The organism is Sphingomonas sp. NFR04 (assembly GCF_900114095.1).
Lineage (GTDB): Bacteria > Pseudomonadota > Alphaproteobacteria > Sphingomonadales > Sphingomonadaceae > Sphingomonas.
In genome coordinates, this window is the sequence record NZ_FORV01000001.1 from 249,334 (window position 1) to 273,700 (window position 24,367).

Genomic DNA, 24,367 nt, shown 5'->3' on the forward strand with positions numbered 1-24,367 from the left:
CGGCGCGGCATATTGAAGGGTGCCGCACTTATGGGCGGCCTCGCGGCAGGTCCCCGCGCGACTGCCGCGGCAAAGGCCCCGCTGCTCGCCCCCACCCCGCCGATGGGCTGGAACAGCTGGAACAGCTTCGCCACGACGATCACCGAGGCCCAGGCGCTGGAGACCGCGGCGATCCAGGCGCGCGAGCTGCTCCCCTTCGGCTATGACGTGTTCACCATCGACATCCAGTGGTACGAGCCCGAGGCGAGCAGCTACACCTACAATGCCAAGCCCGTGCCGACGCTGGACGGGCATGGCCGCCTCCTACCCGCGCCCAACCGCTTCCCCTCGGCCGCGAACGGCAAGGGCTTCGCGCCGATCGCCGCCAAGGTCCACGCGCTCGGCATGAAGTTCGGCGTGCACCTGATGCGCGGGATTCCCCGGCTGGCGGTGGAGCGCAACCTGCCGGTGCTCGGCACGAGCGGCGTCCGCGCCGCCGACATTGCCGACATCACGAGCATCTGCCCGTGGAACCCGGACATGTACGGCGTCGACATGCGCAAGCCCGGTGCGCAGGCCTATTATAACAGCGTCTTCGCGCTGCTCGCGTCCTGGGGCGTCGACTTCGTCAAGATGGACGACATGAGCCGCCCCTATGACGCGCATTCGCCCGAGATCGAGGCCGCGGCTAAGGCGATCCATGCGAGCGGCCGCCCGATCCTGCTGAGCCTCTCGCCGGGGGAAACGCCGGTGCCGCGCGCCGCCCACGTCGCCCGGCACGCGCAGATGTGGCGCATCTCCGACGACTTCTGGGACGACTGGAAGATGCTCGAGGCCCAGTTCACCCGCCTGGAGAATTGGAGCCCGCACACGCGCCCCGGCGCCTGGCCCGATGCCGACATGCTGCCGCTCGGCCGCCTCGCGCTCGGCCAGCGCGACACCAAGTTCACGCCCGACGAGCAGCGCACGCTGATGACCTTGTGGTCGATCGCCCGCTCGCCGCTGATCATGGGCGGCGACCTGCGGCATCTCGACGCCCCCACCCGCGCACTGCTCACCAACCGCGAGGTGCTCGCCGTCAACCAGGCGAGCAGCGAGAACCGCCCCTGGTTCGTCGCCGATGATCGCCGCGTCTGGACCGCCCGTGCGGCCAAGGGCGGCCATTATGTCGCGCTGTTCAACACCGGCGACAAGCCGGGCGAGGCGGCGTTCGACCTGCGGCTGCTCGGCCTGTCGGGCAAGGTGCAGGTGCGCAACCTGTGGGAGGGCAAGGACGAAGGCCCCGGCCCGCTCCGCCTCGCCCGCACGCTGCCGCCCCATGGTGCCGCCCTCTACCGAGTAATCCCCGCATGATCCGCACCTTTGCCCTCTCGCTGCTGCTCGCAGCCTCCCCCGCCGCGCTCGCCCAAACCAGCGCCCCGCCCCCCGCCGCCGAGCCTGCGGTGACGCTGACGCTGCGACCCGATCTCCAGCGCCCCGGCCAGCCCTTCGAGGGCTGGGGCACGGCGCTCGCCTGGTTCGCGCACGTCACCGGCGGCTACCCCGATCCGGTGCGCGAGAAGCTGGCCGACCTGTTCTACGGGCCGCAGGGGCTCGGCTGGACGATCGCGCGCTACAATATCGGCGGCGGCGACGCGCCCGAGACGGCGCCCTATCTCCGCCCCGGCGCCGATGTGCCCGGCTTCTGGCGCCGCCCGGCGGGGGCGACCGGCACCGACTGGTGGAACCCGGCCGATCCGGCGATGTGGGACTGGTCGGCCGACGCCAACCAGCGCTGGTGGCTGGACGCGATCAAGCGCCGGGTGAAGAAGCCGATCTTCGAGGCCTTTTCCAACTCGCCGCCCTGGTTCATGACCGTCAGCGGCAAGGTCTCGGGCGCCGAGAAGGGCACCGATGACAATCTCCGCCCCGGCCAGGAGGCGCGCTTCGCCGAGTATCTGGCGACCGTGGTGGACAGGCTGCAACAGGCCCATGGCATCAGCTTCCGCACGCTGTCGCCGGTCAACGAGCCGAACACCGATTACTGGTTCGCGAAGAACACCCAGGAAGGCGCGCACTGGAGCCCTGCGCGCCAGGCGATGATGATCGACGCCTCGGACCGCGCGCTCAAGGCGCATGGGCTGAAGACGGTGATCGCCGCGCCGGACGAGACCAACTCGCACCTCTTCGTCCGCGACTGGGAGGGTTATCCGGCGGCGACGCGCGCGCGGATCGGCCAGCTCAACGTCCACAGCTACGGCACCGTCCACCAGACCGCGGTGCGCGACATCGCCCGCGCACATGGCATCCGGCTGTGGATGAGCGAGAACGACACCCCGCTCGACAAGGATCCCGAAAGCTTCGACGGCATGGCGAGCCCACTCGCCTTTGCCGAGCATGTCGTCCACGATCTCAAGCGGCTGGAGCCGGTCGCCTGGGTGTTCTGGCAGGCCGTCGAGCGGCAGAGCAGCGACAAAGGCGACGGCACCGCGGGCGGCAGCAACTGGGGCATCGTCAAGATGGCGTACACGCCCGCGAGCGCCGAGCATCCCTTCCACGTCACCCGCAAATATTGGGCGATGGCACAGTTCAGCCGCTATATCCGGCCCGGCTATCGGCTCGTGCCGGTGGACGATGCCGACACGGTGGGCGCGGTGTCGCCGGACGGGAAGCGGCTGGTGCTGGTCCACGTCAATGGCGGCGTGGTGCCGCGGCGGCTGACGCTCGGCGTGCCGGGCGCGCGGGTGGTGGAGCGGGTCGTCACCGATGCCACGCGCGACGCCGCGGCGGTATCGGTGGAAGCGCTCGGGGAGCCCGAAGCGATCACCACGCTCGTCATCGCGCTGCGCTGAACCAAGAAACCCTCCCCCTGAGGGGGAGGGGGACCGCCGCCGAAGGCGGTGGTGGAGGGGTGTCCCGGCTGGCCGAGCGTCCGACACACCAGCGTCTACACCCCTCCGTCGCGCTCCGCGCGCCACCTCCCCTTTCAGGGGTGGATTTGAGTAGAAAGAAAAAGGGCCGGAACTTCCGTTCCGGCCCTTCTCAAATCACTCTGCGTCGGCCTTCTTCTTGGCCGCTGCCTTTTTCGGCTTCGGCGCGGCTTCCTCGCCCTCGCCTTCGGCCGCCTTCGGCGCCTTCTTGGTCGCCGCCTTCTTCACCGGCTCGGCCTCGACCAGCGCATCGCCCTCGGCGGCCGGAGCCTCCTCGGCCTTGGCCTTCTTGGCAGCCGGCTTCTTGGCGGGCTTTTCTTCACCGGCCTCGTCCGAAGCGTCGGCCTTCTTGGCGGCCTTCTTCTTCGGCTTGTGGTTGTCGTGATCGTGGACATGGGTGCCCGACGAGAAGCCGTCTTCGCTCTCGATCGCGGCTTCCAGCTCTTCCTTGGTCACTTCGCGATCGGTGATCTCGGCCTTGTCGAACAGGAAGTCGACGACCTTGTCCTCGAAGAGCGGCGCGCGCAGCTGGGCAGCCGCCATCGGCTCCTGCTGGACATACTGGATGAAGCGCTGGCGATCCTGCGGGCCGTACTGCTGCGCGGCCTGCGCGATCAGGCGGTTCATTTCCTGCGCGGTCACTTCGACGCCGTTGGCGGTACCGATCTCGCTGAGCAGCAGGCCCAGGCGCACGCGGCGCTCGGCGATCGCGCGATACTCGTCGCGCTCGCTCTCGAGCTCGGCAAGCGCGGCGGCCGGATCTTCCTCATGCTCGGTCTCGTGGACGAGCTGGTGCCAGATCTGGTCGAACTCGGCTTCCACCATCGACGGCGGGACCGGGAAGTCGTGGCCGGCGGCGAGCTGGTCGAGCAGCTTGCGCTTCATGTGCGTGCGGGTCAGGCCGTTGAGCTGCTGCTCGATCTGGCCCTTCAGCAGGCCGGTCAGCTGCTCCAGGTCCTGGAGGCCGAACGCCTTCGCCATGTCGTCGTCGATCACGGTCTCGCCGGCGGTCTGCACCGCGGTGATCTTGACGTCGAAGGTCGCGGCCTTGCCGGCCAGATCCTTGGCGCCGTAATCGTCCGGGAAGGTGACGTTGAGCTGCTTCTCGTCGCCGACCTTTACGCCTTCGAGCTGCTCCTCGAAGCCCGGGATCAGGCGGCCCGAGCCGAGCTCGACGGCCATGCCCTCGCCGGTACCGCCGTCGAAGGCAACGCCGTCGACCTTGCCGACGAAGTCCATCACGACCTGGTCACCCTTGGTCGCGGCATGGCCCTCGGCGGCATCGTCCCAGCGCTTCTGCTGGTCGGCGAGCTGCTTGAGCTGCTCCTGGACTTCCGAATCCTGCACCGGCACCGTCAGGCGCTCGAGCTTCAGGCCTTCGATCGAGGGCGTCGGAACGTCGGGGAGCACTTCGAGCTCGACCTTCACTTCCGCGTCGCCTCCGGGGGCATATTCGCCCTCGAGGCTCACCGACGGCTGCATCGCCGGGCGCAGCTTGTGATCGGCGATCAGCTGCTGGATGCCTTCCTGGATCGAGCTGTTGAGCGCGTCCTGCGTCAGGGCCTCGCCGTGCATCTTGCGGACCAGGTTGATCGGCACCTTGCCGGGGCGGAAGCCGGGCATGCGAATCTGCGGAGCGACCCGCTTGACCTCGGCATCGACCTTCGAGTCGATGTCCTGGGCGGTGATCTTCAGCGTGAAGGCGCGCTTCAGGCCCTCGTTCAACGTCTCGACAGTCTGCATTCTCACGCTTTCTCAAAGAATCGGAATTGCGGTGTACCACACAACAGCCGCGAGGGACTGGTGCGGGCGAAGGGAGTCGAACCCCCACATCTTTCGATACTGGAACCTAAATCCAGCGCGTCTACCAGTTCCGCCACGCCCGCAGGGGACACCGCCGGTCGGCGGGCTCTATAGCAGTCATGGGGTTCGGGGCAAGTACGAAGCAACGATTGGGCGTCGCAACGCGTTGGGGCTGAAACGAACAGGAGATGTCCCATGCCGGTAGAGCCCCCCATCCAGCCTACCACGCCGCCGCCCGAAGCGCCGGCGCCCAACCCCGGCCAGCCCGGCGGCCCGCCGCCCGAGATCGCTCCGCCGGGGCCCGACATCGACGTGCCGGCGCCCGACACGACGCCGAGCATCGATCCGGGCATCACCCCCGGCCAGCCCGTCGCCTGAACCAGGAGAACCTCCCATGCCCAATATCAGCAACGACGATCGCGAAGATCCGCGCTCCGACATCCAGCAGGCGGTGGAAGCCCGCTCCGACGCCGCCGATGCCGCGGCCAAGGACGGCACACCGCTCACCAAGGCGGTGCCGCTGGGTGCAGGCGGCGAGAACGGTGCCGACGGCGTCGTGAAGAACCAGGACCTCAACCAGCAATAACCCCCTCCCCCAAATCTGCGATGGCAGCGGCCCGACCCCAGCATGGTAGAGCCGCTGTCGTCCTTTGGAGATGCATGCCGCGATGATCGAACGCCACCTGCTCAAGCTCCGACTCCGCGACACGATCGACGCGGCCGAAGAGGCTGCGCTGCGCGGGACGATCGTCGATACGGTCACCCATGCCGCCGGTCGCACCATCGTCCGCGCGGGGGAGGAGCTGAACTATTCCACCCTGCTGCTCGACGGCCTGATCGGCCGGTACAAGGACCTGAAGAACGGTCAGCGGCAGATCACCCATGTCCATGTCGCCGGCGATTTCGCCGATCTGCATGGCTTCACGCTCAAGCGACTCGACCATTCGCTGCTGGCGCTGACGCCCTGCACGATCGCGCGGGCCTCGCACACGCGGCTCCGCGAGATCACCGAGACGTTGCCGCACCTCACCAGGATCATGTGGTTCTCGACCAATGTCGATGCGGCGATCCATCGGGAGTGGGAAGTGTCACTCGGCCGCCGATCGGCGATCCAGCGCGCCGCGCACTTCTTTTGCGAATTGCATGTCCGGTTAGGCGTTGTGGGGCTTGCAGAAGAGAACGGGTACCGGCTGGCGATCAGCCAAGCCGAGCTCGCTGAGTGCCTCGGTCTTACCCCGGTGCATGTGAACCGCGTGCTGCGCGAATTGCGCGAGCGCGGGCTGGTGGAGTTCCGCAACGGCCGCGTCGCGTTCCAGGACCTGCCCGGCCTGAAGCGGCTCGCCGAGTTCGATCCGGGGTATCTCTATCTCGATCCCCACCCGCTCTGAGGCGGATCAGCCGGCGATGCGGTGGGCCGAGACGATCTTCACCGGCACCTCAGGCACTTCGCCCTTGAAGCTGCCGCCCAGCGTCTTGGTCGGCGAGGTCGGCGCGTCGAGGATCTTGAGCAGCACGTCCTTGCCCTCGATCACCCGCCCGAACGCCGCATAGCCGAGATTGTCGCCGGGCTTGCTGGGATCGGCATCGAAGGAGGGCTGGTCGCCGACCATGATGGTGAACTCGCCGCGCGCGGTGCCGGGGGCGAGGCGCGGCAGCGAGAGCGTGCCGTCGAGATGCTTGATGCCCGTCTCGGTCGTCGGCTCATGCTTGATCGGCGGGAACATCTTGGCCGGCGAATTCTGGATGCCGAACTGGACGAAGCCGAACTTCTCCGCCGGCTTGACGGTGCGGTAGAACACCACGCCGTCCAGTCGCTTGGCATCGACATAGCGCAGGAAGTTGCGCGCGGAGACCGGCGCCTTGTCGAGATAGACCTCGACCACCATCGGCCCGGCGCTGGTCTCGATCTCGACCTTGGGGTTGGCGGTCGTGGATGCCGGCGACGGCGCAGTCTGCGCCGAAGCGGCCAGCGGAACCAGGCACAAGGCCAGGACGACCAGTCTACGCAGCATCCCCTCGCCTCCCTTAGCTCAGCGCCTTCTTGAGCAGCTCGTTGACAACGGCCGGATTGGCCTTGCCTGCCATCGCCTTCATCGTCTGGCCGACGAAGAAGCCGAACAGCGCTTCCTTGCCGGCGCGATACTGTTCCAGCTGGTTAGGGTTCTTCGCCAGGATCTCGGCGATCACCGCCTCGATGGCGCCGGTGTCGCTGGTCTGCTTCATGCCGCGCTCTTCGACGATCTTGCCCGGCGCATCGCCGGTCTCCAGCATGATCTCGAACACCTGCTTGCCCAGCGTGTTGGAGATCGTCCCGTCGGCGATCAGCGACAGCAGTTCGGCACCCGCCTCGGGGCTCACCGGGCTTTCCTCGATGCCCTTGCCGAGGCGGTTGAGCGCCCCGTACAGGTCCGAGAGCAGCCAGTTCGCCGCGGAACGCGCGACTTCCTGTTCGCCTTTCTTCTGGATCCGCGCGCTTTCGGCGAGCAGCGCCTCGAACCAGCGCGCGGTCTCCGCCTCGGCGGTCAGCACCGCGGCGTTGTACGGCGTCAGGCCGAGCGACTCCTCGTAGCGGCGGCGCTTGGCGTCGGGCAGCTCGGGCAGGCTCTGGCGGCACTCCTCGAGGAAGCTGTCGTCGAGTTCGAGCGGCAGCAGGTCGGGATCGGGGAAGTAGCGGTAATCATGCGCATCTTCCTTCGAGCGCATCGAGCGGGTCTCGGCGCGGTCCGGATCGAATAGGCGGGTTTCCTGGACGATGCGGCCGCCGCTCTCCAGCACCTCGACCTGGCGACGCGCCTCGACTTCGATCGCCTGCATGACGAAGCGGACCGAGTTGACGTTCTTGGTCTCGGTCCGCGTGCCGAACGGCTCGCCGGGCTTGCGCACCGAAACGTTGACGTCGGCGCGCATCGAGCCCTGGTCCATGTTGCCGTCGCACGAACCGACATAGCGCAGGATCGCGCGCAGCTTGGACAGATACGCCCCCGCCTCGGCCGGCGAGCGCATGTCCGGCTTCGACACGATCTCCATCAGCGCCACGCCGGCGCGGTTGAGGTCGACGTACGAGCGGTTCGGATGCTGGTCGTGGATCAGCTTGCCGGCATCCTGCTCGACATGGATGCGCTCCACGCCGATCGACTTCACCTCGGCCTCGGGATCCTTGTCGTCGAGGCTGATCGTGACTTCGCCCTCGCCCACCAGCGGGTGGAACAGCTGGCTGATCTGATAGCCCTGCGGCAGATCGGCGTAGAAGTAGTTCTTGCGATCGAAGCGCGACCATTTGTTGATCACCGCACCGATCGCCATGCCGGTGCGCACCGCCTGGCGGATGCACTCGCGGTTGAGCGTGGGCAGCATGCCAGGCATTGCCGCGTCGATCAGGCTCACCTGGCTGTTCGGATCCGCGCCGAACGCCGTCGCCGCGCCGGAGAACAGCTTGGCGTTCGACGTTACCTGCGCATGCACTTCGAGGCCGATCACGACCTCCCATTCGCCGGTCTCGCCCTGGATTCGGTAGCTCGATGCAGTCTTGGTCGCCATGTGCTCTTCACAAGGTAATGGGAATATGCGTGGTTCCGCCTATCGCGCGTCGCCGCCCTCAGGTCCAGCGCCCAATTGCGCGCAGCCCCCGAGTCGATTAGGCGCCGCCGATCGGGAAGCGTCGGGGACCATGGCGGTGAAGGCTGAATTTCAGGATCGGGTGGCGGGTCTGCGGGTAGCTGTGCTGCTGCCCTGCTACAACGAAGAGGTGGCGATCGCCCGCACCGTCGAGGCGTTTCGCGCCAGCCTGCCCGGCGCCACGGTGTATGTCTACGACAACAACAGCCGCGACCGGACCATGGACGTCGCAGCCGCAGCCGGCGCGGTGGTGCGCAGCGAGCGGATGCAGGGCAAGGGCAATGTCGTCCGCCGGATGTTCGCCGATATCGAGGCGGACGTGTACGTCCTCTCCGACGGCGACCTGACCTATGACGCCGATGCCGCCCCGGCACTGATCGAGCGGCTGCTCGACGAACAGCTCGACATGGTCGTGGGGGCGCGCAAGTCCGAGGTGGAATTGGCCTATCGGCGTGGCCACCGCCTCGGCAACCGGATGCTCACCGGCATGCTGGCGCGGCTGTTCGGCCGCAGCTTCAGCGACATCCTGTCGGGCTATCGGGTATTCTCGCGGCGGTTCGTGAAGAGCTTCCCGGTGCTCTCCGCCGGCTTCGAGATCGAGACCGAGATCAGCATCCACGCGCTGGAACTGCGCATGCCCGTGGCGGAGATCATCACCGCCTATGCCGCGCGGCCCGAGGGTTCCACCTCGAAGCTCTCCACCTATCGCGACGGCTGGCGGATCCTGCGCACGATCGTGACGCTGTTCCGTATCGAGCGGCCGATCCTGTTCTTCGGCAGCATTGCCGGCGTGCTGGCAGTGCTGGCGGTGCTGCTCGCCATCCCGCTGGGCGTTACCTACTGGCACACCGGCCAGGTGCCCCGCCTTCCCACCGCGGTGCTGGTCACCGGCCTGTCGATCGTCGCGACGCTCAGCTTCTTCACCGGGCTGATCCTGGACACGGTGGTGCGCGGCCGGCGCGAGGTACGGCGGCTGGCCTATCTGGCCGTGCCGATCGTGCAGGACTGACAAATCCTCCCCTGCAAGGGGAGGTGTCGCGCAGCGACGGAGGGGTGAAAACGGCGAAGGGGCGCCCCGCCCAATCAGCGGGGACACCCCTCCGTCAGGCCTTCAGCCTGCCACCTTCCACTTGCAGGGGAGGATCTTTAGATTACCACCAGGCCTGCGGCCGCGCGGTGAAGCCCGCGCGCTGCTCAAGCGCGAGGCCGGCGTTGAGCACGCCCTGTTCGTCGAACGGCTTGCCGATGATCTGCAGGCCGAGCGGCAGGCCGCCCGCGTCCAGCCCGCCCGGCACGCTCATCGCAGGCACGCCTGCGAGGCTCGCCGGCACGGTGAACACGTCGTTGAGGTACATCGCCAGCGGGTCTTCCTGCTTCTCACCCAGCCCGAACGCAGCGCTAGGCGCCGTAGGCGTGAGCAGCAGGTCGCACTGGCTCCAGGCATTGTCGAAGTCGCGCGCGATCAGCGTGCGAACCTTCTGCGCCTGGGTGTAATAGGCGTCGTAGAAGCCCGCCGAGAGCACATAAGTGCCGATCAGGATGCGGCGCTTCACCTCGTCGCCGAAGCCGGCGGCGCGGGTAGCGGCGTACATTTCCTGCAGGTTCTGGCCCTCGGCCAGTTCGCGCAGGCCGTAGCGGACGCCGTCATAGCGGGCGAGGTTCGACGAAGCCTCGGCCGGCGCAATGATGTAATAGGCCGGCAGCGCGTACTTGGTGTGCGGCAGGCTCACCTCGACGATCTCGGCACCCGCGTCCTTCAGCCAGGCGATGCCCTGCTGCCACAGCGCCTCGATCTCGGCGGGCGTGCCGTCCATCCGATACTCCGCCGGAATGCCGACGCGCTTGCCGCGCAGATCGGCGGAGAGGCCCGCCTCCCACTGCGGCACGGGCATGTCGAGCGAGGTCGAATCCTTCGGATCGAAGCCGGCCATCGCCTCGAGCATGATCGCGCAGTCGCGCACGTCGCGCGCCATCGGGCCCGCCTGGTCGAGCGAGGAGGCGAACGCCACCACGCCCCAGCGCGAGCAGCGGCCATAGGTGGGCTTGATGCCCGAGATGCCAGTGAACGCGGCCGGCTGGCGGATCGAGCCGCCGGTATCGGTGCCGGTCGCCGCCGGGCAGAGCCGCGCCGAAATCGCCGCCGAGCTGCCGCCCGAAGAGCCGCCGGGTGCCAGCGGCGTGTTGTCGCCCGCGCCGCGCCGCCAGGGCGAGATCACGTTGCCGAAATAGCTGGTCTCGTTCGACGAGCCCATCGCGAACTGGTCGAGGTTGAGCTTGCCGAGCATGCCGGCGCCCGCTTCCCACAGCCGATGCGAGACGGTGGACTCATATTCCGGCTTGAAGCCTTCGAGCATGTGGCTGGCGGCGGTGGTCTGCACGCCCTTGGTGGCGAACAGGTCCTTCATGCCGATCGGCACGCCGGCGAGCGGCTTGAGCGTCTCGCCCGCGGCGCGCGCCTTGTCGGCGACGTCGGCGGCGGCGAGCGCATGCTCGGGAGTCTTGACGATGAACGCGTTGAGCGCGTCGGCACCGGCCACGGCGGTGTTGAACGCCTCGGCGACTTCGCGCGCGGAGAATTCGCCGTCGCGAACGCCGTTGCGGATGGCGGCGACGCCCAGATCGGTCAGCGTGCTCATTCCACCACCTTCGGAACTGTGAAGAAGCCAAATTCGCCCTGCGGCGCGTTCGCCAGCACCGCCTCGCGCTGGTTGCCCTCGGTGATCACGTCGGCGCGCAGGCGCAGCGTGTTCGGGATCACGGCGGTCATCGGCGCGACATCCTTCGTGTCGACCTCGCCGAGCTGCTCGATCCAGCCGAGGATGTTGTTGAGTTCGGGCGCCAGGCGCTCGGCGTCGGCGTCGCTGATCGCGATACGCGCCAGGCTCGCCACTTTCTTCACGGTTGCGGTGTCTACGGACATGCGCTTGCGCCTATCAGCCGAGCCGCGCCCCTTCAAGCGCCTGCATCGATCGATCGGCACTTGCGGTTGCATCCTTCGCACGCAACACTGGCCGGAACGCGATTGCGTCGCCGCCCGTTAATGCTGCATTGCACAATGGAGAGGCCGATTGGCCCGAAAGTTTCTGTATGCGGTTGCGATCCTGATCATGCTCGGCGTTGCATCCATGTTCGCCTATCGGCTCTACGGCATCCAGCTGATGCGCCAGTTCATGGTGCCCGCCGGCGATGCCGCGGACCTGCCGCCAGCCTCGCCGCGCGACTATGCCAGGGCCGATATGTGGATCGCGCGTCCGGACAAGCCGGGCAACCCCGCGCTGTGGACGCCTGCGGGGCACACGCCCGCAGCCAATCCCCGCGCGGCGCTGTTCTTCATCCACCCGACCTCGTTCCTCGACACCAAGCAGTGGAACGCCCCGCTCGACAACCCCGACGCGAACGCCCGCGCCGAGCTGTTCCTGCGCGGCCAGGCGAGCGCGTTCAACGAAAGCGCCGCGATCTGGGCGCCGCGCTATCGCCAGGCGACGTTCGGCGCCTTCCTCACCAGCAAGGCACAGGCGCAAAAGGCACTCGACCTCGCCTATCGCGACGTCGCCGCGGCGTTCGAGGAGTTCCTGCACGAGGCCGGTGACCGCCCGATCATCCTCGCCGGGCATAGCCAGGGTGCGCTGCACCTCGCGCGGCTGCTCGCCGAGCGAGTCGCCGGCACGCCGATCGCGAAGCGCGTGGTCGCCGCCTATGTGGTGGGATGGCCGGTCTCGCTCACCGCCGACCTGCCGAAGATGGGCCTGCCCGCGTGCACCGGACCGGACCAAGCCGGGTGCATCCTTTCCTGGCAGAGCTTCGCCGAGCCCGCCGACCCGGCACTCATCATCGACACCTTCGATGCGACCAACGGCTTCACCGGCCAGCCGCGCGCGGGCACCAAGATGCTCTGCACCAATCCCCTGACGGGCAAGCCGAACGACTCGGCCCCAGCCAGCGCCAATCTCGGTACGCTGATCCCGGACCTCAAGCTGCAGTCCGCGCATCTCGAAGCCGGCCGGGTGCCCGCCCGCTGCGACGGGCGCGGCATCCTCAAGATCGGCGCGACTCCGCCGGACTTCGGCCAATATGTGCTGCCGGGGAACAATTATCACGTGTTCGACTACAGCCTGTTCTGGGCCAATGTCCGCGCGGATGCGGCGCGCCGGCTGGCGGCCTTCGAGAAAAGCGCCGACTGATCCCGGTCAGGCAAGGACCGGCATGCGCACCCGACCTGCGGCGATCGCCGACCGCGCGAGGGTGTCGGCGGCGAAATGCGGCGGCACGTCCCCGGCTTCGGCGTGGTCCAGCACCGCTGCGAGGCGAGTGCCGGTCGCTTCGACGCGAGCGGCCACGTCCTCGGAGGTCCAGCCGAGATATTCCCCCGCCACGTTGATGATCCCACCAGCGTTCACGACGTAATCGGGCGCATACAGGATTCCCCGGCGCGCCAGTCGCTCGCCGTCCGCCGCCGTCGCCAGCTGGTTGTTCGCCGCGCCGCATACCACGCGCGCCCGCAGCACCTCGACCGCGTCCGCGTTGAGAACGGCCCCGAGCGCACAGGGCGCAACAATGTCCGCCTGCGCCGCCAGCACCTGGCGCGTGGAGACAATTTCGGCCCCGGTCGCGACGGCAACGCGCGCCACCCGATCCGAATCGACGTCCGCAACGATCAGCCGCGCGCCGACGCCGTGCAGCAGATGCGCCAGCGCCTCGCCGACATGGCCGACGCCCTGGATGGCGACGGTGCAGTCGCCAAGCTCGCGCCCCAGCCGCCGCCGCGCGGCATGCGCCATCGATACGAAAACGCCAAGCGCGGTGTGCGGCGACGGATCCCCGCCCGGCCGCCCCGCGCGCTGGGTTAGCCCCGCGACATGCCGCGTCTCGCCCGCCACCGTCTCCATGTCCGCCACGCTGGTGCCGACGTCCTCGGCAGTAACATAGCGTCCGCCCAGACGCGCGACGGCGCGGCCGAATGCGCGGAACAGCGCGACCCGGTCGAAATCGCCCTGCGGCCGGCGCAGCACCGCCTTGGCACCGCCCAGCGGCAGGCCCGCCATCGCATTCTTGTAGCTCATGCCTTCGGCGAGCCGCGCGGCATCCGCGAACGCCGCTTCGCCATCGGCATAGTGCCAGAACCGGCAACCGCCCGCGCCCGGCCCGAGCACCGTGGAGTGGATCGCGATCACGCCGTCGAGCCCCGCATCGGCATCCTTCAGCACCACCACTTCGTCGACCAGGCTTTCGCCCCGCACCTGCAACACCATCTCGAACGCTCCTTTTTCCGATGTCGGGAATCTGACAGGGGCGCCGCGGTGATGCTTGCCTGATTTCGGCTCGCCAGGGACGAATGCGGGCTATATTGTTCCCGATCCTTGTACATGCGGGATAATATGACCGACCTTGACGCATATGAGCGAAAGATTCTCCGCGAACTACAGGGCGACGCGAGCCTGACGACGGCCGAACTGGCGGATCGGATCGGCCTGTCCCCCTCCCCCTGCTGGCGCCGCGTCGACCGGCTGGAGCGTGAAGGCGTGATCCGCAAGCGGGTGGCGCTGATCGATCGCCGCAAGGTGGGGCTCAACGCCCATGTGTTCGCCCAGGTGAAGCTGAACGCGCATGGTCGCGCCAACCTCGACGAATTCAGCGCCGCGATCCGCGGATTTCCCGAGGTGCTGGAGGCCTATGTGCTGATGGGCGTGATGGACTTCATGCTGCGGATCGTGGCCGAGGACATCGACGCCTATGAACGCTTCTTCTTCGACAAGCTGAGCAAGTTGCCCGGCGTGCAGGAAATCAACTCGGTGGTCGCGCTTTCCGAGATCAAGTCCACCACCGAATTGCCGATCTGAGCCCTCGCCCCCGCCGGAAGAGCGCCGTATAGCGAAGCCGTGATCACCACCGTTCCCAGCGATTTTCGCGCAGCCCTGCCGGAAGGCGGCCGCCTGATCGGCCTCGATGTCGGCACCAAGACGATCGGCACCGCGCTGTGCGACGCGGGCTGGAGCTTCGCGAGCCCCGCCCAACTGATCCGGCGTACCAAGTTCACCAAGGACAAGGCGGCGCTGGTCGAGCTGATCACCGCCCAGCAGGTCCGCGGCATGGTGATCGGCCTACCGCTCAACCTGGATGGCACCGACAGCCCGCGCACCCAGTCGACGCGTGCTTTCGCTCGTAATTGCGAGGACTTGGGCTTTCCGATCCTGATGTGGGACGAGCGTTGGTCCACCGTCGCGGTCGAGCGTACGCTGATCGAACAGGATGCCAGCCGCGCCAAACGCGCCGAGCTGATCGACAAGATGGCGGCCGCCTATATTTTGCAAGGTGCCATCGATGGTCTGGTAAACGCGTGATTTTTTCTTGCTGCATACATTGAAGAGCACGATCCGTTTACCCTTGGCACGCTAGACTCGCCCCCAATCAACAGGGGGGACGTCGAAAGATGCTGTCGATCTTGACCAACACCGGCGCGGCGGACGCGGTCCGCGCGCTCAACGCCGCGACCGCCGAGGTGCAGGTCCACCAGGAGCGGATCTCGACCGGCAAGCGCGTCAACAGCACCAAGGACGACAGCGCCGACTATATCACCGCCCAGCAGCTGCGCAGCGATGCCGACGGCCGCCGCGCGATCGGCAAGAGCATGGCCAATGCCGGGTCGGTGCTCGATGTCGCCAATCTGGGTGCGGAGCAGATCAGCAACGTCCTCAACAGCATCCGCGACAAGGCGCTGAGCCTGAGCGGCAACGACGCAGGCTCCAAGAACTCGATCGCCAAGGACGTGAAGGCGCTGGTCGACCAGATCAACACCATCGCCAAGAACAGCAATCTCAACGGCATCAACCTGCTGACCGGCCGCCCGGCGACGGTGACGACCACCAAGACCGTGACGACGATGTCGCCGTCCAGCTATCCCCCGCCCGCGCTGCCGACCATGGCCGCGCTGCCGCCGGGATCGACATTGACCAGCACCGGCACCGGCAGCACGCTGCAGACCGTCACCACCGACGCCCCAAGCGCGAACGCGGGCGACCCCGAACTCGCCACCAACGCACTGGGAATGCCGCAGGAGAATGCCAGCGCCAGCTACACCGTCGCCGGCGGTTCCCAGGCCGGCCGCATGGACGTCGCGTTCAACGCGTTCGGCGACGGCGACGTGATGGAAGTTTGGCAGAACGGCACCCGCATCGCCGCCACCGGGCAGAGCTATGCCGCAGGTGGCGGCATGGTCTCGGCCGGCAAGGCGGTAAGCGGCGAGAATATCGTCAGTTTCGACTATGATCCGGGCAAGGGCGACCTCACCTTCCGCTTCAATCCGAACGGCGCCGACTCGGGCACCGCCTGGGCGGTCACCGGCGTCGCGCTCTACGACAAGACGGCACCGATCGCCGGCGTGTCGACCAGCGCCACGACGAGCCAGGCAAAGGGCGCCGTTCCGTTCAACTATGACGTCTCGGTGGGCCTCAAGGGCGAGAAAATCAGCATCGGCTCGCGCGACCTTTTCACCGCGGGGCTCGGGCTCGATTCGGTCGACTGGCTCGGCGCGCTGGGCAGCGCCATCGGCGCGGTCGACGGGGCCAAGGGGCGCGTCAACGAAGCGCTCGGCCATTTCGGCACCAAGGCGCGGTCGTTCGACATTGCCAGCCTGTTCAACACCAAGCTGGGTGACGTGCTCGGCATCGCCGTCGGCAACATCGTCGATGCCGATCTCGGCGTCGAAGCGGCCAAGCTCCAGTCCGCCCAGATCAAGCAGCAGCTCGCCGCCAAGGCGCTGTCGATCGCCAACGATCAGCCCAAGATCCTGCTCTCGCTGTTCGACAAGAAGGCCGCATAACGCGGGCGGGGCGGAGTCGCGGCCTTGCGCCCGGCCCGCCCCCGCTCTAGGCGGCGGCTTTAATGCACACCTCCGATCATCGCCCCGGTGCCCAGATACAGGGCAGCGCCGTTTTCCCGCACCGGCACCTCACCGGCATTTCGGGACTCCAGCCCCACGAGATCATGTTCCTGCTCGACGAAGCGGAACAATGGGTGGAGGCCAATCGCACGCGCGCCAAGAGCGACAAGCGCCTCGAAGGCCTCACCCAGATCAACGCCTTCTTCGAGAACTCGACGCGCACGCTCTTGTCGTTCGAGATCGCGGGCAAGCGGCTGGGCGCCGACGTCGTCAACATGCACGCCGCGCAGAGCAGCGTGAAGAAGGGCGAGACGCTGATCGACACCGCGGTGACGCTCAACGCGATGCGCGCCGACGTGATCGTGATCCGCCATGCCAGCTCGGGCGCGGTTCGGCTGATCGCGGACAAGGTCGACTGTCCCGTGCTCAACGCCGGCGACGGCTGGCACGAGCACCCGACGCAGGCCCTGCTCGACGCGCTCACCATCCGCCGCCGCCGCGGTTCGGTCGCAGGTCAACGGGTGGTGATTTGCGGCGATATCCTCCACAGCCGCGTCGCGCGATCGAACATCCTCGCCCTCACCGCGCTGGCCGCCGAGGTGCGCGTCGTCGCGCCCTCGACGCTGATGCCGCCGGCGATGGACCGGATGTTCGTCACCCCCTTCACCGATTTCGATGCCGCGCTGGAAGGCGCCGACGTGGTGATGATGCTCCGCGTCCAGAACGAGCGCATGGCCGGCGGCTACATCCCTTCGACTCGCGAGTTCCACATGCGCTACGGCCTCACCCCCGAACGCCTCGCCCGCGCCAAGCCCGACGCGCTGGTGATGCACCCCGGCCCGATGAACCGCGGCGTCGAGATCGACTCGATCGTCGCCGACCATCCCGAACGCAGCGCGATCACCGAACAGGTCGAGATGGGCGTGGCGGTGCGCATGGCGTGCCTCGATGTGCTGACCCGACGATCGCGCGGCGTGGAGGGCTGGGCATGAGCAGCATCCTCTTCCGCAACGCCAAGCTGGTCTGCCCCGAGGGCGGGGTTACCGAAGGCGACCTGCTCGTCGAGGGCGACACCATCGCCGCGGTCGGCAAGGTCGATGCGCCGGGTGATGCCGAGGTGGTCGACGTCGCCGGCAAGATGCTCGCGCCGGCGCTGATCGATCTCGGCGTGTTCGCGGTCGACAAGGGCGCCTGCCGCTTCGGCGGGATCGCCCGCGTCGGCCTCATGCCCGATCAGTCGCCGGTGCTCGACGACCCCGGTATCGTCCGCCGTGCCGCCGTCTCGGGCAAGCCGCAGCTCTGGGTCCACCCGCTCGCCGCGGCGACGCAGGGCTTAAAGGGCGAGGATCTGGCCGAGATCGCGATCAACGCCTCGGCGGGTGCCCGCGCCATCGCCACGGGCCGGCGCTGGATCGCCAACACCGGCACGATGCGCAAGGCACTGCTCTACGCGCGCGACCTAAACCTGACGGTGGTCGCCCATGCCGAGGATGGCGGGCTGGCGGACGGCACCGTTGCGACCGCGGGCGAGACCGCCGCGCGCCTCGGCCTGCCGAGCGCGCCCTCGATCGCCGAGCCGCTCGCCATCGCCCGCGACCTGATGCTCGCCGAAGAGACGGGCGCCAAGCTTCACTTCCGCCAGGTGACCACGGCGGCCGGCTTCGACCTGATCCGCGCCGCCAAGCGCCGCGGCGTGCAGGTTACCTGCGGCATCACGCCGGCGCATCTGCTGCTGTCGGACATCGCGATCAGCGACTTCCGCACCTTCGCCCGCCTCTCGCCGCCGCTGCGGGACGAAAGCGACCGCCAGGCGGCGCTGGCGGCGGTGACGGACGGCACGATCGACGTGATCGCCTCCGGCCATGATCCGCGTGGCCCCGAGGCCAAGCGCCTGCCCTTCGCCGATGCCGAGCCTGGCATGGCGGGGGCGGAAACGCTGCTCGCGCTGTCGCTCACGCTGGTGCGCGACGGCAAGCTGAGCCTCGACCGGCTGTTCGCCCTGCTCGCCGCCAATCCGGCGAAGATCCTCGGGCTGGAGAGCGGCACGCTCAAGCCGGGGCTGCCGGCCGACCTGATCGTGCTCGATCCGGAAACGCCCTGGATCATCGATGCGCGCAAGATGAACGCGCGCGCCGGCAACACGCCGTTCGATCGCCTGCCGACACAGGGCCGGGTGCTGCAGCTCTACAAGGGCGGCACGCTGGTCTGAGCGATCACCTCGCGGCGATGCCGACGCGACCGGCGGGCTTGTACCAGCTCGCCACCGCGTCGCCCGCTGCCATGCGGACGAAGCAGCTGCCGCCGCCGGTCTTGACCGCGCGGCACACGCCGTCGGCATCGCTGCGGGCAAAGCCGCCGACCGAGAGGCGATAGAGCGTCGCCTTGCCGCTCGGCACGGTGGCGCCCTGCGGCTTGAGCGGACGGAGCGCCGCGACGCGACCACTGAGCTTCTGCCAGGCGTCGCGCGCGACGCCTGCATTGGCGAAGGCGCCGAGCTGGACGACATAGGGCCCGCTCGCCACCGTGACCGGTGCGGGCTTGGGCGGCAGCGGCTTGACCGTCTTGGGCTTGGCCATGCGGACCGGCACCGGCTTGAACACCGGCACGGGCGCGGGTTCGCTGACCGGGATCGGCTCCGGTTGCGGTTCCGGCTCCGGGGAGACTACAGGCGTGGGCGTCAGGGCGGCAAAATCCGGCTGCTTGGCCAGCGCGAGCGCCACCGGCTGGCCGCCATCCTGCACCGCCTGCACGCCGAGCACCGCCGCGACCTGGTCATAGGCGTTGGCCGGCCGGGCAAAGCTCGCCCATTGCAGCATGCGCGCGTTGAGCTGGTCGGGCGCGACGTCCATCGCCGCGACCGCCTTGGCCTCGCCCCAGCGACCGGCAAGCGCCAGCGCCAGCGCAAAGTTCTGCCGGGTGCGGGCGGTGGCTTCGGGAGCACGGACGGCCGGCGCGAGAATCTCGAGTGCGGCGTTCGGATCGCCAGCGAGCGCGGTCGCCAGGCCGAGGTCGGTCGCGGGGATGCGCGCGGCATGGGCCTGGAGCAGCGTCCGCGCCCCGCCCCAGTCGCCGGTGCCGATGCTGGCAAGCGCGAGGTTGAGCGCGGCGCGGCCATCCTCGGGGTTCAGCGCCAGTGCGTCGCGCAGCGCCTGTCCGGCCGAGGTGAAGCGACCCGCGAGCAGATAGGCCTGGCCGAGCAGCGTGCGATAGTCGCCGCGCTGCGGATCGTTCGCCACGGCCTGTTCGGCATGGGCGACGGCGGCGGCCGCCTTGTGCGCGGCGAGCGCCTTCTGCGCGGCCTTCGCCTCGCGCGCCGCCTTCTTGGCGTTGGGCGCAACGCTGGCGAAGGCGGCGCCGTGCATCAGCACGCCCGTCGCGGCGGTGCCGCCCAGCGCGAGCAACGCCGCGCCGATCGAGAGGAGTTTGCGGGACTTCATGCGGTTTCTCGTCCTTCGAGCGCGGCGATCCGGCGCGCGAGCGGTTCCAGTTCGGCCATGTCGGCCAGCATCGTGTCGATCGCCTCGGTCACCAGCTGCTGCGCCGAGCGGCCGCTAACCGCCGCCGCCAGCCGCAGCCGCAGCCGGCGTTCGGCATCGAGGCGGAGGGTGAACGCGGCCTTGTCCTTGGTCGCGCGCGCGGTGCGGGCCAGTTGTTCGGCCACGGCGTCGCCGTCGGTGAGTGCCAACACCGGTTTGCGCGCCCGCCCCTTGCGGGCGAGCAGCCCGGCGCTCAGCGAGGCAATCGGCTTGTCCATCGCGCTCAATTCACCACCCGGCGACCGAAGCCGCCCGCGGGGCGCGCGGCGGCGAACGGAGCCGCTGCGGCGGGGGCGGCGAAGACGGTGCGGCGGAAATTCTTCTCGAGCCGGTCCGAGACATAGGCCCAGAGGCTCTCCACCTCGGCGGCGGACTTGCTGCCGCCATCGACCTCCATCACCGTCCGCCCGTCGATCATCGAGCCGGCGAAATCGGTGCGATGGTGGAGCGTGATGGGCGCGACAGTGCCGTGCTGCGAAAGGGCCAGCGCCGCCTCGGCGGTGATCCGGGCATTGGCCGTCGCAGCGTTGACCACGAACAGCAGCGGCTTGTGCGCGCGCTCGCACAGCTCGACCGTGGCGCCCACCGCGCGCAGGTCGTGCGGGCTGGGCCGCGTGGGGATGACGATCAGTTCGGCGACCTGGATCACGGTGAGGATCGCGGGCGTAATCGCCGGCGGCGTGTCGATCACCACCAGCTTGAAGCCCTGTTGGCGCAGCAGCTCGAGATCGGCGGCAAGCCGGGCCACGCTGGTCTGGGCGAGCGCCGGCAGTTCGGCTTCGCGCTCGTTCCACCAGTCGGTCAGCGAGCCTTGCGGATCGAGGTCGATCATCGCCACCGGGCCGGCGCCGCTGCGTTGCGCCTGCACCGCCAGATGGCCGGACAAGGTCGTCTTGCCCGATCCACCCTTTTGCGAAGCCAGCGCCAGAACGCGCATCTACCCTCTCGACGTCGACGGATACCCGGGCCCCGTCTGCCACGGCCGCGGATAAGATCGAGTTAACGGGGGCCCTCTAAGCCGCTAAGCCACGGGCGCCGCGTCCGAACGGCCGTCAAAGAGGGGATTCGCCAATGCGCCTGCCTGCCGCCCTGTTGCTCCTCGCCAGCCTTGGCCTGACCCCGCCCGCGCTGGCGCAGGACGCCGCCGTAAAGGCGGGGGTCGATGCCTATAATCGCGGCGACTATGCCGGCGCGCTGCAGGCCTGGCGCCCGGCCGCGGAAAAGGGGGACCCGGACGCCCAGTATAATGTTGGCCAGATCTACAAGCTCGGGCGCGGCGTGCCGGTCGACATGGTCGAAGCCGAGAAATGGTATCGCCTCGCCGCGCTGCAGGGGCATGACCTGGGCGAGGCGAATTACGGCATGATGCTGTTCGAGAACGGCAAGCGCGAGGCCGCAGTGCCGTGGCTGGAACGTGCCGTCGCGCATGGCGAGCCGCGCGCGCAATATCTGCTCGGCGTGATGTTGTTCAACGGCGACGGCGTCGCCAGGAATTGGGTGCGTGCCTATGCGCTGATGCTCCGCGCCTCGGCCGGCGGGCTCGACGCTGCCACGCGCACGCTGGCGCAGATGGACCAGTATATTCCGGCTGCCGATCGCCAGCAGGCGCAGGCCCTGGCGCAGCGCTATGCCAGGGAGACGCGCACGGCCGCTGTCCCGGCCGCGAAGAGCGCCCCTGCTCGTCAAGCTCCACCGGTCGCGGTCGCCCATGCGTCCAAGCCGACCGTCGCGGCAACGACGCCGCCACCGCGCGCCACCGGCAGCTGGCGGCTCCAGCTCGGCGCCTTCGCCACGCCAGGCAACGCCGAACGGCTCTGGGGGCAGGTCCGCACCCGCTTCCCCGGTCGCCAGCCCTTCTATCCCAAGTCCGGTCAGCTCACCCGCTTACTCATCGGACCCTTCCCGTCACAGGCGGAGGCTGAAAAAGCCTGTGGCGCGATCAAACCCTGCATGGCAGTGCAGCATTGACGGGGAGAAAGAACATGCAACGATCCATCTTGAGCGCGGGCCTGTTGCTCGCGCTGGCAATGCCCGCCCATGCCCAGTCCGACACGGGCGAGAAGGCGCCGCGCCGCTATCGCATCGCCGTGGGTGCGCAGGGGACGCCAAGCTATCCGGGCGCCGATCACGATGCGGTGCGCCCGCTGTTCGACTTCTCCAGCGCGCGCGGCGACGACCAGTTCGAATTCGAAGCGGCGGACGAGAACCCCAACATCGCGATCTATAATCGCCATGGACTGGAGGCTGGCATCGTGGTCGGCTTCCAGAGCGCCCGCACCCGCAAGCGCGCCGGCGCGGACCTCGCCAAGGTCGATTTCACGGTCGAGCCGGGGGTGTTCGCCGGCTATTATCTTCTCCCCAAGCTCCGCGCCTATGCCGAGCTGCGCAAGGGCGCGGGCGGGCATGAGGGCGTGGTGAGCATGCTCGCGCTCGACTACGTCCAGCGCGACGGCGACCGCTGGCTGATCTCGGTCGGCCCGCGCCTGGGCCTGTCCGACGCCAAATATCGCCGCGCCTATTTCGGCGTCACCCAACGCGACGCCGCCGCCGGGCTTTCGGTCTACCGGGTCGGCGACAATGTCGTGCACAGCGTCGGCCTCGCCACCACCGGCATCCGCCAGCTGACGACGCGCTGGGGCCTCTATGGCTATCTCGCCTATGACCGGCTGACCGGCGATGCGTCGCGCTCGCCGATCACCGAACGCTACGGCTCGAAGAACCAGTTCTACGGCGGTCTCGCGCTCAGCTATACCTTCGGGCGCGGGGTACGATAAGGCCTCAGGCGACGACCCAATCGGCGCGGGCGATGCCCTGGGCATAGAGCAAAGCCGTCAGGTCGCCATGGTCGATCCGCGCGCCGGCAGCGGCGGCGACGATCGGCTTGGCATGATAGGCGACGCCCAGCCCGGCTTTGCGGATCATCGCCAGGTCGTTGGCGCCGTCGCCCACCGCCATGGTCTGCTCCGGCGCGAGGCCCAGCTCGGCCATCGCGCCGAGCAGCGTCGTCTCCTTGGTGCTGCTGTCGACGATCGGCCTGGTGACGGTGCCGGTGAGCTTGCCACCGTCGATCTCCAGCACATTGGCGATGCGGCGATCGAAGCCGATCTGCTTGCCCACCGGCTCGGCGAAGCGGGTGAAGCCGCCCGAGACGAGGATGGTATGAGCCCCGCGGGCACGCATGGTTTTCACCAGCGCCTCGGCACCCGGCATCAGCCGCACGCGTTCTTCGAGACACTGGTCGATCGCGGTCTCGGCCAGCCCCTTGAGCAGCGCGACACGCGCATCGAGCGCCTCGGCAAAGTCCAGCTCGCCGCGCATCGCCCGCTCGGTCACTTCGGCGATCTGCGGCTTGATGCCGGCATAGTCGGCGAGCTCGTCGATGCACTCGACGGTGATCATCGTCGAATCCATGTCGGCGACGAGCAGCTTCTTCGCGCGGTGCGCCTCCACCTGCACGATCACGTCGGCACCGGCGACCGCATCTTCCAGCGCGGCGCGAGCAGCGTCGGGCTGCGCATCGAAGGGCAGGTCCGCCGCGAAGCCCGCATCGAGCCAGCGCCAGCTGCCGGGCGCGCACCCCGCAGACGCGAGGCGATCCCTGGCCGCCTCCAGCTGCCCTGACGTGAGACCTTCTGCTATCAGCGTCGCAATGAACATGATTTCCCCTGGACTTCCGCGCGTTGCGCTCATTGCAGGGCCGACGGCCAGCGGCAAGTCCGCGCTGGCGCTCGCGCTCGCCGAAAAGCACCGCGGCACCGTGATCAATGCCGACTCGATGCAGGTCTACGCCGATCTCCGCATCCTCACCGCTCGCCCTTCCGAGGAGGAAGAGGCGCGCGCGCCGCATCGGCTGTTCGGCCATATCGACGGCGCGGAAGCCTGTTCCGCCGCGCGCTGGGCAGCCGAAGCCCGCGCCGTGATCGCCGAGGCCCATGCAGCAGATCGCCTGCCGATCCTGGTCGGGGGCACCGGGCTCTATCTGCGCACGCTGATCGACGGCATCGCGCCGATCCCTGAGATCGCCCCCGAGATCCGCGCCGAGATCCGCGCCATGCCTGTCGCCGAGGCACACGCAGCGCTCACCCTCGCCGACCCGGCCGCTGCCGCGCGTCTGCACGCGACCGACACCACCCGCGTTGCCCGAGCCCTTGAGGTCGTCCGCTCGACCGGCCGCACGCTTGCCGACTGGCAGGATCGCCGCGAGGGCGGCATCGGCGACGCAGTCCAGCTTGCCGCGATGATCCTGCTGCCCGATCGCGCCTGGCTGGGCGAGCGGATCGATCGCCGCTTCGCCACGATGCTCGCCACCGCGGAAGACGAGGTCCGCGCCCTGCTCGCCCGTACCGACATTCCCGCCGATGCGCCCGTGCTGCGCGCGATCGGCGTCGACGAGATCGGCAAGGTGCTGCGGGGCGAATGGGAAGCGGAACAGGCGCAGGAAGCGGGCGCCACCGCCACCCGCCAATATGCCAAACGCCAGTACACCTGGTTCCGCCGCCAGCCTCCAGGGGGGTGGGAGGTGACGGCGGAGACGGATACGTACAAAAATCTTCTACAAATTGAAACGAAATTATTTCTTTAGGGGTTGACCTATCATATTCGTGCGGTTAGCAGCCCCTCTCCGACGGATAGTTTCCGTACAGTAACTC

At 68.5% G+C, this 24,367-nt stretch carries 25 protein-coding genes and 1 tRNA gene; 15 read left to right on the forward strand and 11 right to left on the reverse strand.

Translation table 11 applies throughout. The features are described 5' to 3' along the window. The first annotated feature begins 30 nt into the window (after positions 1-30). Together BM009_RS01135 and BM009_RS01140 are read left to right on the forward strand one after the other, a co-directional pair. Positions 31-1,332: a glycoside hydrolase family 27 protein gene (locus tag BM009_RS01135; protein ID WP_254772161.1), complete on the forward strand. Its 1,302-nt coding sequence runs from the start codon at positions 31-33 to the stop codon at positions 1,330-1,332. Then, positions 1,329-2,810, forward strand: coding sequence for a glycoside hydrolase (locus tag BM009_RS01140; RefSeq protein ID WP_093292928.1), 1,482 nt, complete (start codon positions 1,329-1,331; stop codon positions 2,808-2,810). The genes BM009_RS01135 and BM009_RS01140 overlap by 4 nt, the downstream gene beginning before the upstream one ends. Positions 2,811-3,005: 195 nt before the next feature. Here the strand turns inward: BM009_RS01140 and tig are convergent, their stop codons facing one another. Both tig and BM009_RS01150 read right to left on the reverse strand, forming a co-directional pair. Beyond that, complete coding sequence (tig, locus tag BM009_RS01145) at positions 3,006-4,631, reverse strand: trigger factor (RefSeq protein WP_093292930.1); 1,626 nt, start codon at positions 4,629-4,631, stop codon at positions 3,006-3,008. A gap of 58 nt (positions 4,632-4,689) precedes the next feature. Beyond that, positions 4,690-4,774: transfer RNA gene (locus BM009_RS01150), tRNA-Leu, on the reverse strand. Between the two features lie 112 nt (positions 4,775-4,886). Between BM009_RS01150 and BM009_RS01155 the strand changes: the two genes are divergently transcribed. The 3 genes from BM009_RS01155 to BM009_RS01165 all read left to right on the forward strand — a co-directional run bounded on the left by BM009_RS01155 (position 4,887) and on the right by BM009_RS01165 (position 6,079). Beyond that, positions 4,887-5,069, forward strand: coding sequence for a hypothetical protein (locus BM009_RS01155; protein ID WP_093292932.1), 183 nt, complete (start codon positions 4,887-4,889; stop codon positions 5,067-5,069). 16 nt (positions 5,070-5,085) lie between these two features. Beyond that, a complete protein-coding gene (locus BM009_RS01160) occupies positions 5,086-5,277 on the forward strand; it encodes a hypothetical protein (RefSeq protein ID WP_093292934.1) in 192 nt (63 codons plus the stop codon). 82 nt (positions 5,278-5,359) lie between these two features. Then, the gene (locus tag BM009_RS01165) at positions 5,360-6,079 is read left to right on the forward strand and encodes a Crp/Fnr family transcriptional regulator (RefSeq protein WP_093294545.1); all 720 of its coding nucleotides are present in this window, start codon (positions 5,360-5,362) and stop codon (positions 6,077-6,079) included. Between the two features lie 6 nt (positions 6,080-6,085). Here BM009_RS01165 and BM009_RS01170 read toward each other — a convergent pair whose 3' ends face one another. Together BM009_RS01170 and gatB are read right to left on the reverse strand one after the other, a co-directional pair. Then, positions 6,086-6,703, reverse strand: coding sequence for a peptidylprolyl isomerase (locus BM009_RS01170; RefSeq protein ID WP_093292936.1), 618 nt, complete (start codon positions 6,701-6,703; stop codon positions 6,086-6,088). Between the two features lie 13 nt (positions 6,704-6,716). Then, positions 6,717-8,228, reverse strand: a complete 1,512-nt coding sequence (gatB, locus tag BM009_RS01175; RefSeq protein WP_093292938.1) for an Asp-tRNA(Asn)/Glu-tRNA(Gln) amidotransferase subunit GatB — start codon at positions 8,226-8,228, stop codon at positions 6,717-6,719. 130 nt (positions 8,229-8,358) lie between these two features. Here gatB and BM009_RS01180 point away from each other — a divergent pair, with 130 nt between their 5' ends. Beyond that, on the forward strand, positions 8,359-9,315 hold the full coding sequence (locus BM009_RS01180) for a glycosyltransferase family 2 protein (protein ID WP_093292940.1): 957 nt from the start codon (positions 8,359-8,361) through the stop codon (positions 9,313-9,315). Between the two features lie 142 nt (positions 9,316-9,457). Here the strand turns inward: BM009_RS01180 and gatA are convergent, their stop codons facing one another. Together gatA and gatC are read right to left on the reverse strand one after the other, a co-directional pair. Beyond that, positions 9,458-10,942 (reverse strand): Asp-tRNA(Asn)/Glu-tRNA(Gln) amidotransferase subunit GatA, encoded by a 1,485-nt coding sequence (gatA, locus tag BM009_RS01185; protein ID WP_093292942.1) that lies wholly within the window; start codon positions 10,940-10,942, stop codon positions 9,458-9,460. Continuing rightward, on the reverse strand, positions 10,939-11,226 hold the full coding sequence (gene gatC, locus BM009_RS01190; RefSeq protein WP_093292944.1) for an Asp-tRNA(Asn)/Glu-tRNA(Gln) amidotransferase subunit GatC: 288 nt from the start codon (positions 11,224-11,226) through the stop codon (positions 10,939-10,941). The genes gatA and gatC overlap by 4 nt, the downstream gene beginning before the upstream one ends. 148 nt (positions 11,227-11,374) lie before the next feature. Between gatC and BM009_RS01195 the strand changes: the two genes are divergently transcribed. Beyond that, on the forward strand, positions 11,375-12,487 hold the full coding sequence (locus BM009_RS01195; protein WP_093292946.1) for a DUF3089 domain-containing protein: 1,113 nt from the start codon (positions 11,375-11,377) through the stop codon (positions 12,485-12,487). Between the two features lie 6 nt (positions 12,488-12,493). Here BM009_RS01195 and BM009_RS01200 read toward each other — a convergent pair whose 3' ends face one another. Further along, positions 12,494-13,555: a Glu/Leu/Phe/Val family dehydrogenase gene (locus BM009_RS01200; RefSeq protein ID WP_093292948.1), complete on the reverse strand. Its 1,062-nt coding sequence runs from the start codon at positions 13,553-13,555 to the stop codon at positions 12,494-12,496. 126 nt (positions 13,556-13,681) lie between these two features. Here BM009_RS01200 and BM009_RS01205 point away from each other — a divergent pair, with 126 nt between their 5' ends. The 5 genes from BM009_RS01205 (at position 13,682) to BM009_RS01225 (ending at position 18,391) form a co-directional block, all read left to right on the forward strand. Further along, positions 13,682-14,143, forward strand: a complete 462-nt coding sequence (locus tag BM009_RS01205; RefSeq protein WP_093292950.1) for an Lrp/AsnC family transcriptional regulator — start codon at positions 13,682-13,684, stop codon at positions 14,141-14,143. Positions 14,144-14,182: 39 nt separating this feature from the next. After that, positions 14,183-14,644, forward strand: a complete 462-nt coding sequence (ruvX, locus tag BM009_RS01210) for a Holliday junction resolvase RuvX (RefSeq protein ID WP_093292952.1) — start codon at positions 14,183-14,185, stop codon at positions 14,642-14,644. 89 nt (positions 14,645-14,733) lie between these two features. Continuing rightward, on the forward strand, positions 14,734-16,122 hold the full coding sequence (locus BM009_RS23060; protein ID WP_093292954.1) for a flagellin: 1,389 nt from the start codon (positions 14,734-14,736) through the stop codon (positions 16,120-16,122). Between the two features lie 62 nt (positions 16,123-16,184). Beyond that, a complete protein-coding gene (locus tag BM009_RS01220) occupies positions 16,185-17,174 on the forward strand; it encodes an aspartate carbamoyltransferase catalytic subunit (RefSeq protein WP_093292956.1) in 990 nt (329 codons plus the stop codon). Continuing rightward, a complete protein-coding gene (locus BM009_RS01225; RefSeq protein ID WP_093292958.1) occupies positions 17,171-18,391 on the forward strand; it encodes a dihydroorotase in 1,221 nt (406 codons plus the stop codon). The genes BM009_RS01220 and BM009_RS01225 overlap by 4 nt, the downstream gene beginning before the upstream one ends. Positions 18,392-18,395: 4 nt before the next feature. Here the strand turns inward: BM009_RS01225 and BM009_RS01230 are convergent, their stop codons facing one another. The 3 genes from BM009_RS01230 to BM009_RS01240 are packed head-to-tail and all read right to left on the reverse strand — an operon-like array spanning position 18,396 to position 20,655. After that, the gene (locus tag BM009_RS01230) at positions 18,396-19,619 is read right to left on the reverse strand and encodes an SPOR domain-containing protein (protein WP_093292960.1); all 1,224 of its coding nucleotides are present in this window, start codon (positions 19,617-19,619) and stop codon (positions 18,396-18,398) included. Beyond that, positions 19,616-19,936 (reverse strand): hypothetical protein, encoded by a 321-nt coding sequence (locus BM009_RS01235; RefSeq protein WP_093292962.1) that lies wholly within the window; start codon positions 19,934-19,936, stop codon positions 19,616-19,618. Before BM009_RS01235 ends, BM009_RS01230 begins: the two co-directional genes overlap by 4 nt. A gap of 5 nt (positions 19,937-19,941) precedes the next feature. After that, the gene (locus BM009_RS01240; RefSeq protein WP_093292964.1) at positions 19,942-20,655 is read right to left on the reverse strand and encodes a ParA family protein; all 714 of its coding nucleotides are present in this window, start codon (positions 20,653-20,655) and stop codon (positions 19,942-19,944) included. A 134-nt stretch (positions 20,656-20,789) separates the two neighbouring features. Between BM009_RS01240 and BM009_RS01245 the strand changes: the two genes are divergently transcribed. Further along, positions 20,790-21,686, forward strand: a complete 897-nt coding sequence (locus BM009_RS01245) for an SPOR domain-containing protein (protein WP_093292966.1) — start codon at positions 20,790-20,792, stop codon at positions 21,684-21,686. Between the two features lie 14 nt (positions 21,687-21,700). Next, on the forward strand, positions 21,701-22,492 hold the full coding sequence (locus tag BM009_RS01250; RefSeq protein WP_093292968.1) for a MipA/OmpV family protein: 792 nt from the start codon (positions 21,701-21,703) through the stop codon (positions 22,490-22,492). Positions 22,493-22,496: 4 nt separating this feature from the next. On the opposite strand, the gene serB is transcribed toward BM009_RS01250, so the two are convergent. Next, positions 22,497-23,375, reverse strand: coding sequence for a phosphoserine phosphatase SerB (gene serB / locus BM009_RS01255; protein ID WP_093292970.1), 879 nt, complete (start codon positions 23,373-23,375; stop codon positions 22,497-22,499). On the opposite strand from serB, the gene miaA reads away from it, so the two are divergent. Further along, positions 23,368-24,300 (forward strand): tRNA (adenosine(37)-N6)-dimethylallyltransferase MiaA, encoded by a 933-nt coding sequence (gene miaA / locus BM009_RS01260; RefSeq protein ID WP_093292972.1) that lies wholly within the window; start codon positions 23,368-23,370, stop codon positions 24,298-24,300. The genes serB and miaA overlap by 8 nt on opposite strands. The last annotated feature ends 67 nt before the right edge of the window (positions 24,301-24,367 follow it).

Excerpts from the sequence above, each read along its gene's own strand:
- BM009_RS01135 (WP_254772161.1), top strand. The coding sequence starts at position 31 with ATGGGCGGCCTCGCGGCAGGTCCCCGCGCGACTGCCGCGGCAAAGGCC.
- BM009_RS01140 (WP_093292928.1), top strand. The coding sequence starts at position 1,329 with ATGATCCGCACCTTTGCCCTCTCGCTGCTGCTCGCAGCCTCCCCCGCC.
- tig (WP_093292930.1), bottom strand. The coding sequence starts at position 4,631 with ATGCAGACTGTCGAGACGTTGAACGAGGGCCTGAAGCGCGCCTTCACG.
- BM009_RS01155 (WP_093292932.1), top strand. The coding sequence starts at position 4,887 with ATGCCGGTAGAGCCCCCCATCCAGCCTACCACGCCGCCGCCCGAAGCG.
- BM009_RS01160 (WP_093292934.1), top strand. The coding sequence starts at position 5,086 with ATGCCCAATATCAGCAACGACGATCGCGAAGATCCGCGCTCCGACATC.
- BM009_RS01165 (WP_093294545.1), top strand. The coding sequence starts at position 5,360 with ATGATCGAACGCCACCTGCTCAAGCTCCGACTCCGCGACACGATCGAC.
- BM009_RS01170 (WP_093292936.1), bottom strand. The coding sequence starts at position 6,703 with ATGCTGCGTAGACTGGTCGTCCTGGCCTTGTGCCTGGTTCCGCTGGCC.
- gatB (WP_093292938.1), bottom strand. The coding sequence starts at position 8,228 with ATGGCGACCAAGACTGCATCGAGCTACCGAATCCAGGGCGAGACCGGC.
- BM009_RS01180 (WP_093292940.1), top strand. The coding sequence starts at position 8,359 with ATGGCGGTGAAGGCTGAATTTCAGGATCGGGTGGCGGGTCTGCGGGTA.
- gatA (WP_093292942.1), bottom strand. The coding sequence starts at position 10,942 with ATGAGCACGCTGACCGATCTGGGCGTCGCCGCCATCCGCAACGGCGTT.
- gatC (WP_093292944.1), bottom strand. The coding sequence starts at position 11,226 with ATGTCCGTAGACACCGCAACCGTGAAGAAAGTGGCGAGCCTGGCGCGT.
- BM009_RS01200 (WP_093292948.1), bottom strand. The coding sequence starts at position 13,555 with ATGGTGTTGCAGGTGCGGGGCGAAAGCCTGGTCGACGAAGTGGTGGTG.
- BM009_RS01205 (WP_093292950.1), top strand. The coding sequence starts at position 13,682 with ATGACCGACCTTGACGCATATGAGCGAAAGATTCTCCGCGAACTACAG.
- BM009_RS23060 (WP_093292954.1), top strand. The coding sequence starts at position 14,734 with ATGCTGTCGATCTTGACCAACACCGGCGCGGCGGACGCGGTCCGCGCG.
- BM009_RS01220 (WP_093292956.1), top strand. The coding sequence starts at position 16,185 with ATGCACACCTCCGATCATCGCCCCGGTGCCCAGATACAGGGCAGCGCC.
- BM009_RS01225 (WP_093292958.1), top strand. The coding sequence starts at position 17,171 with ATGAGCAGCATCCTCTTCCGCAACGCCAAGCTGGTCTGCCCCGAGGGC.
- BM009_RS01230 (WP_093292960.1), bottom strand. The coding sequence starts at position 19,619 with ATGAAGTCCCGCAAACTCCTCTCGATCGGCGCGGCGTTGCTCGCGCTG.
- BM009_RS01235 (WP_093292962.1), bottom strand. The coding sequence starts at position 19,936 with ATGGACAAGCCGATTGCCTCGCTGAGCGCCGGGCTGCTCGCCCGCAAG.
- BM009_RS01240 (WP_093292964.1), bottom strand. The coding sequence starts at position 20,655 with ATGCGCGTTCTGGCGCTGGCTTCGCAAAAGGGTGGATCGGGCAAGACG.
- BM009_RS01245 (WP_093292966.1), top strand. The coding sequence starts at position 20,790 with ATGCGCCTGCCTGCCGCCCTGTTGCTCCTCGCCAGCCTTGGCCTGACC.
- BM009_RS01250 (WP_093292968.1), top strand. The coding sequence starts at position 21,701 with ATGCAACGATCCATCTTGAGCGCGGGCCTGTTGCTCGCGCTGGCAATG.
- miaA (WP_093292972.1), top strand. The coding sequence starts at position 23,368 with ATGAACATGATTTCCCCTGGACTTCCGCGCGTTGCGCTCATTGCAGGG.
- serB (WP_093292970.1), bottom strand. The coding sequence starts at position 23,375 with ATGTTCATTGCGACGCTGATAGCAGAAGGTCTCACGTCAGGGCAGCTG.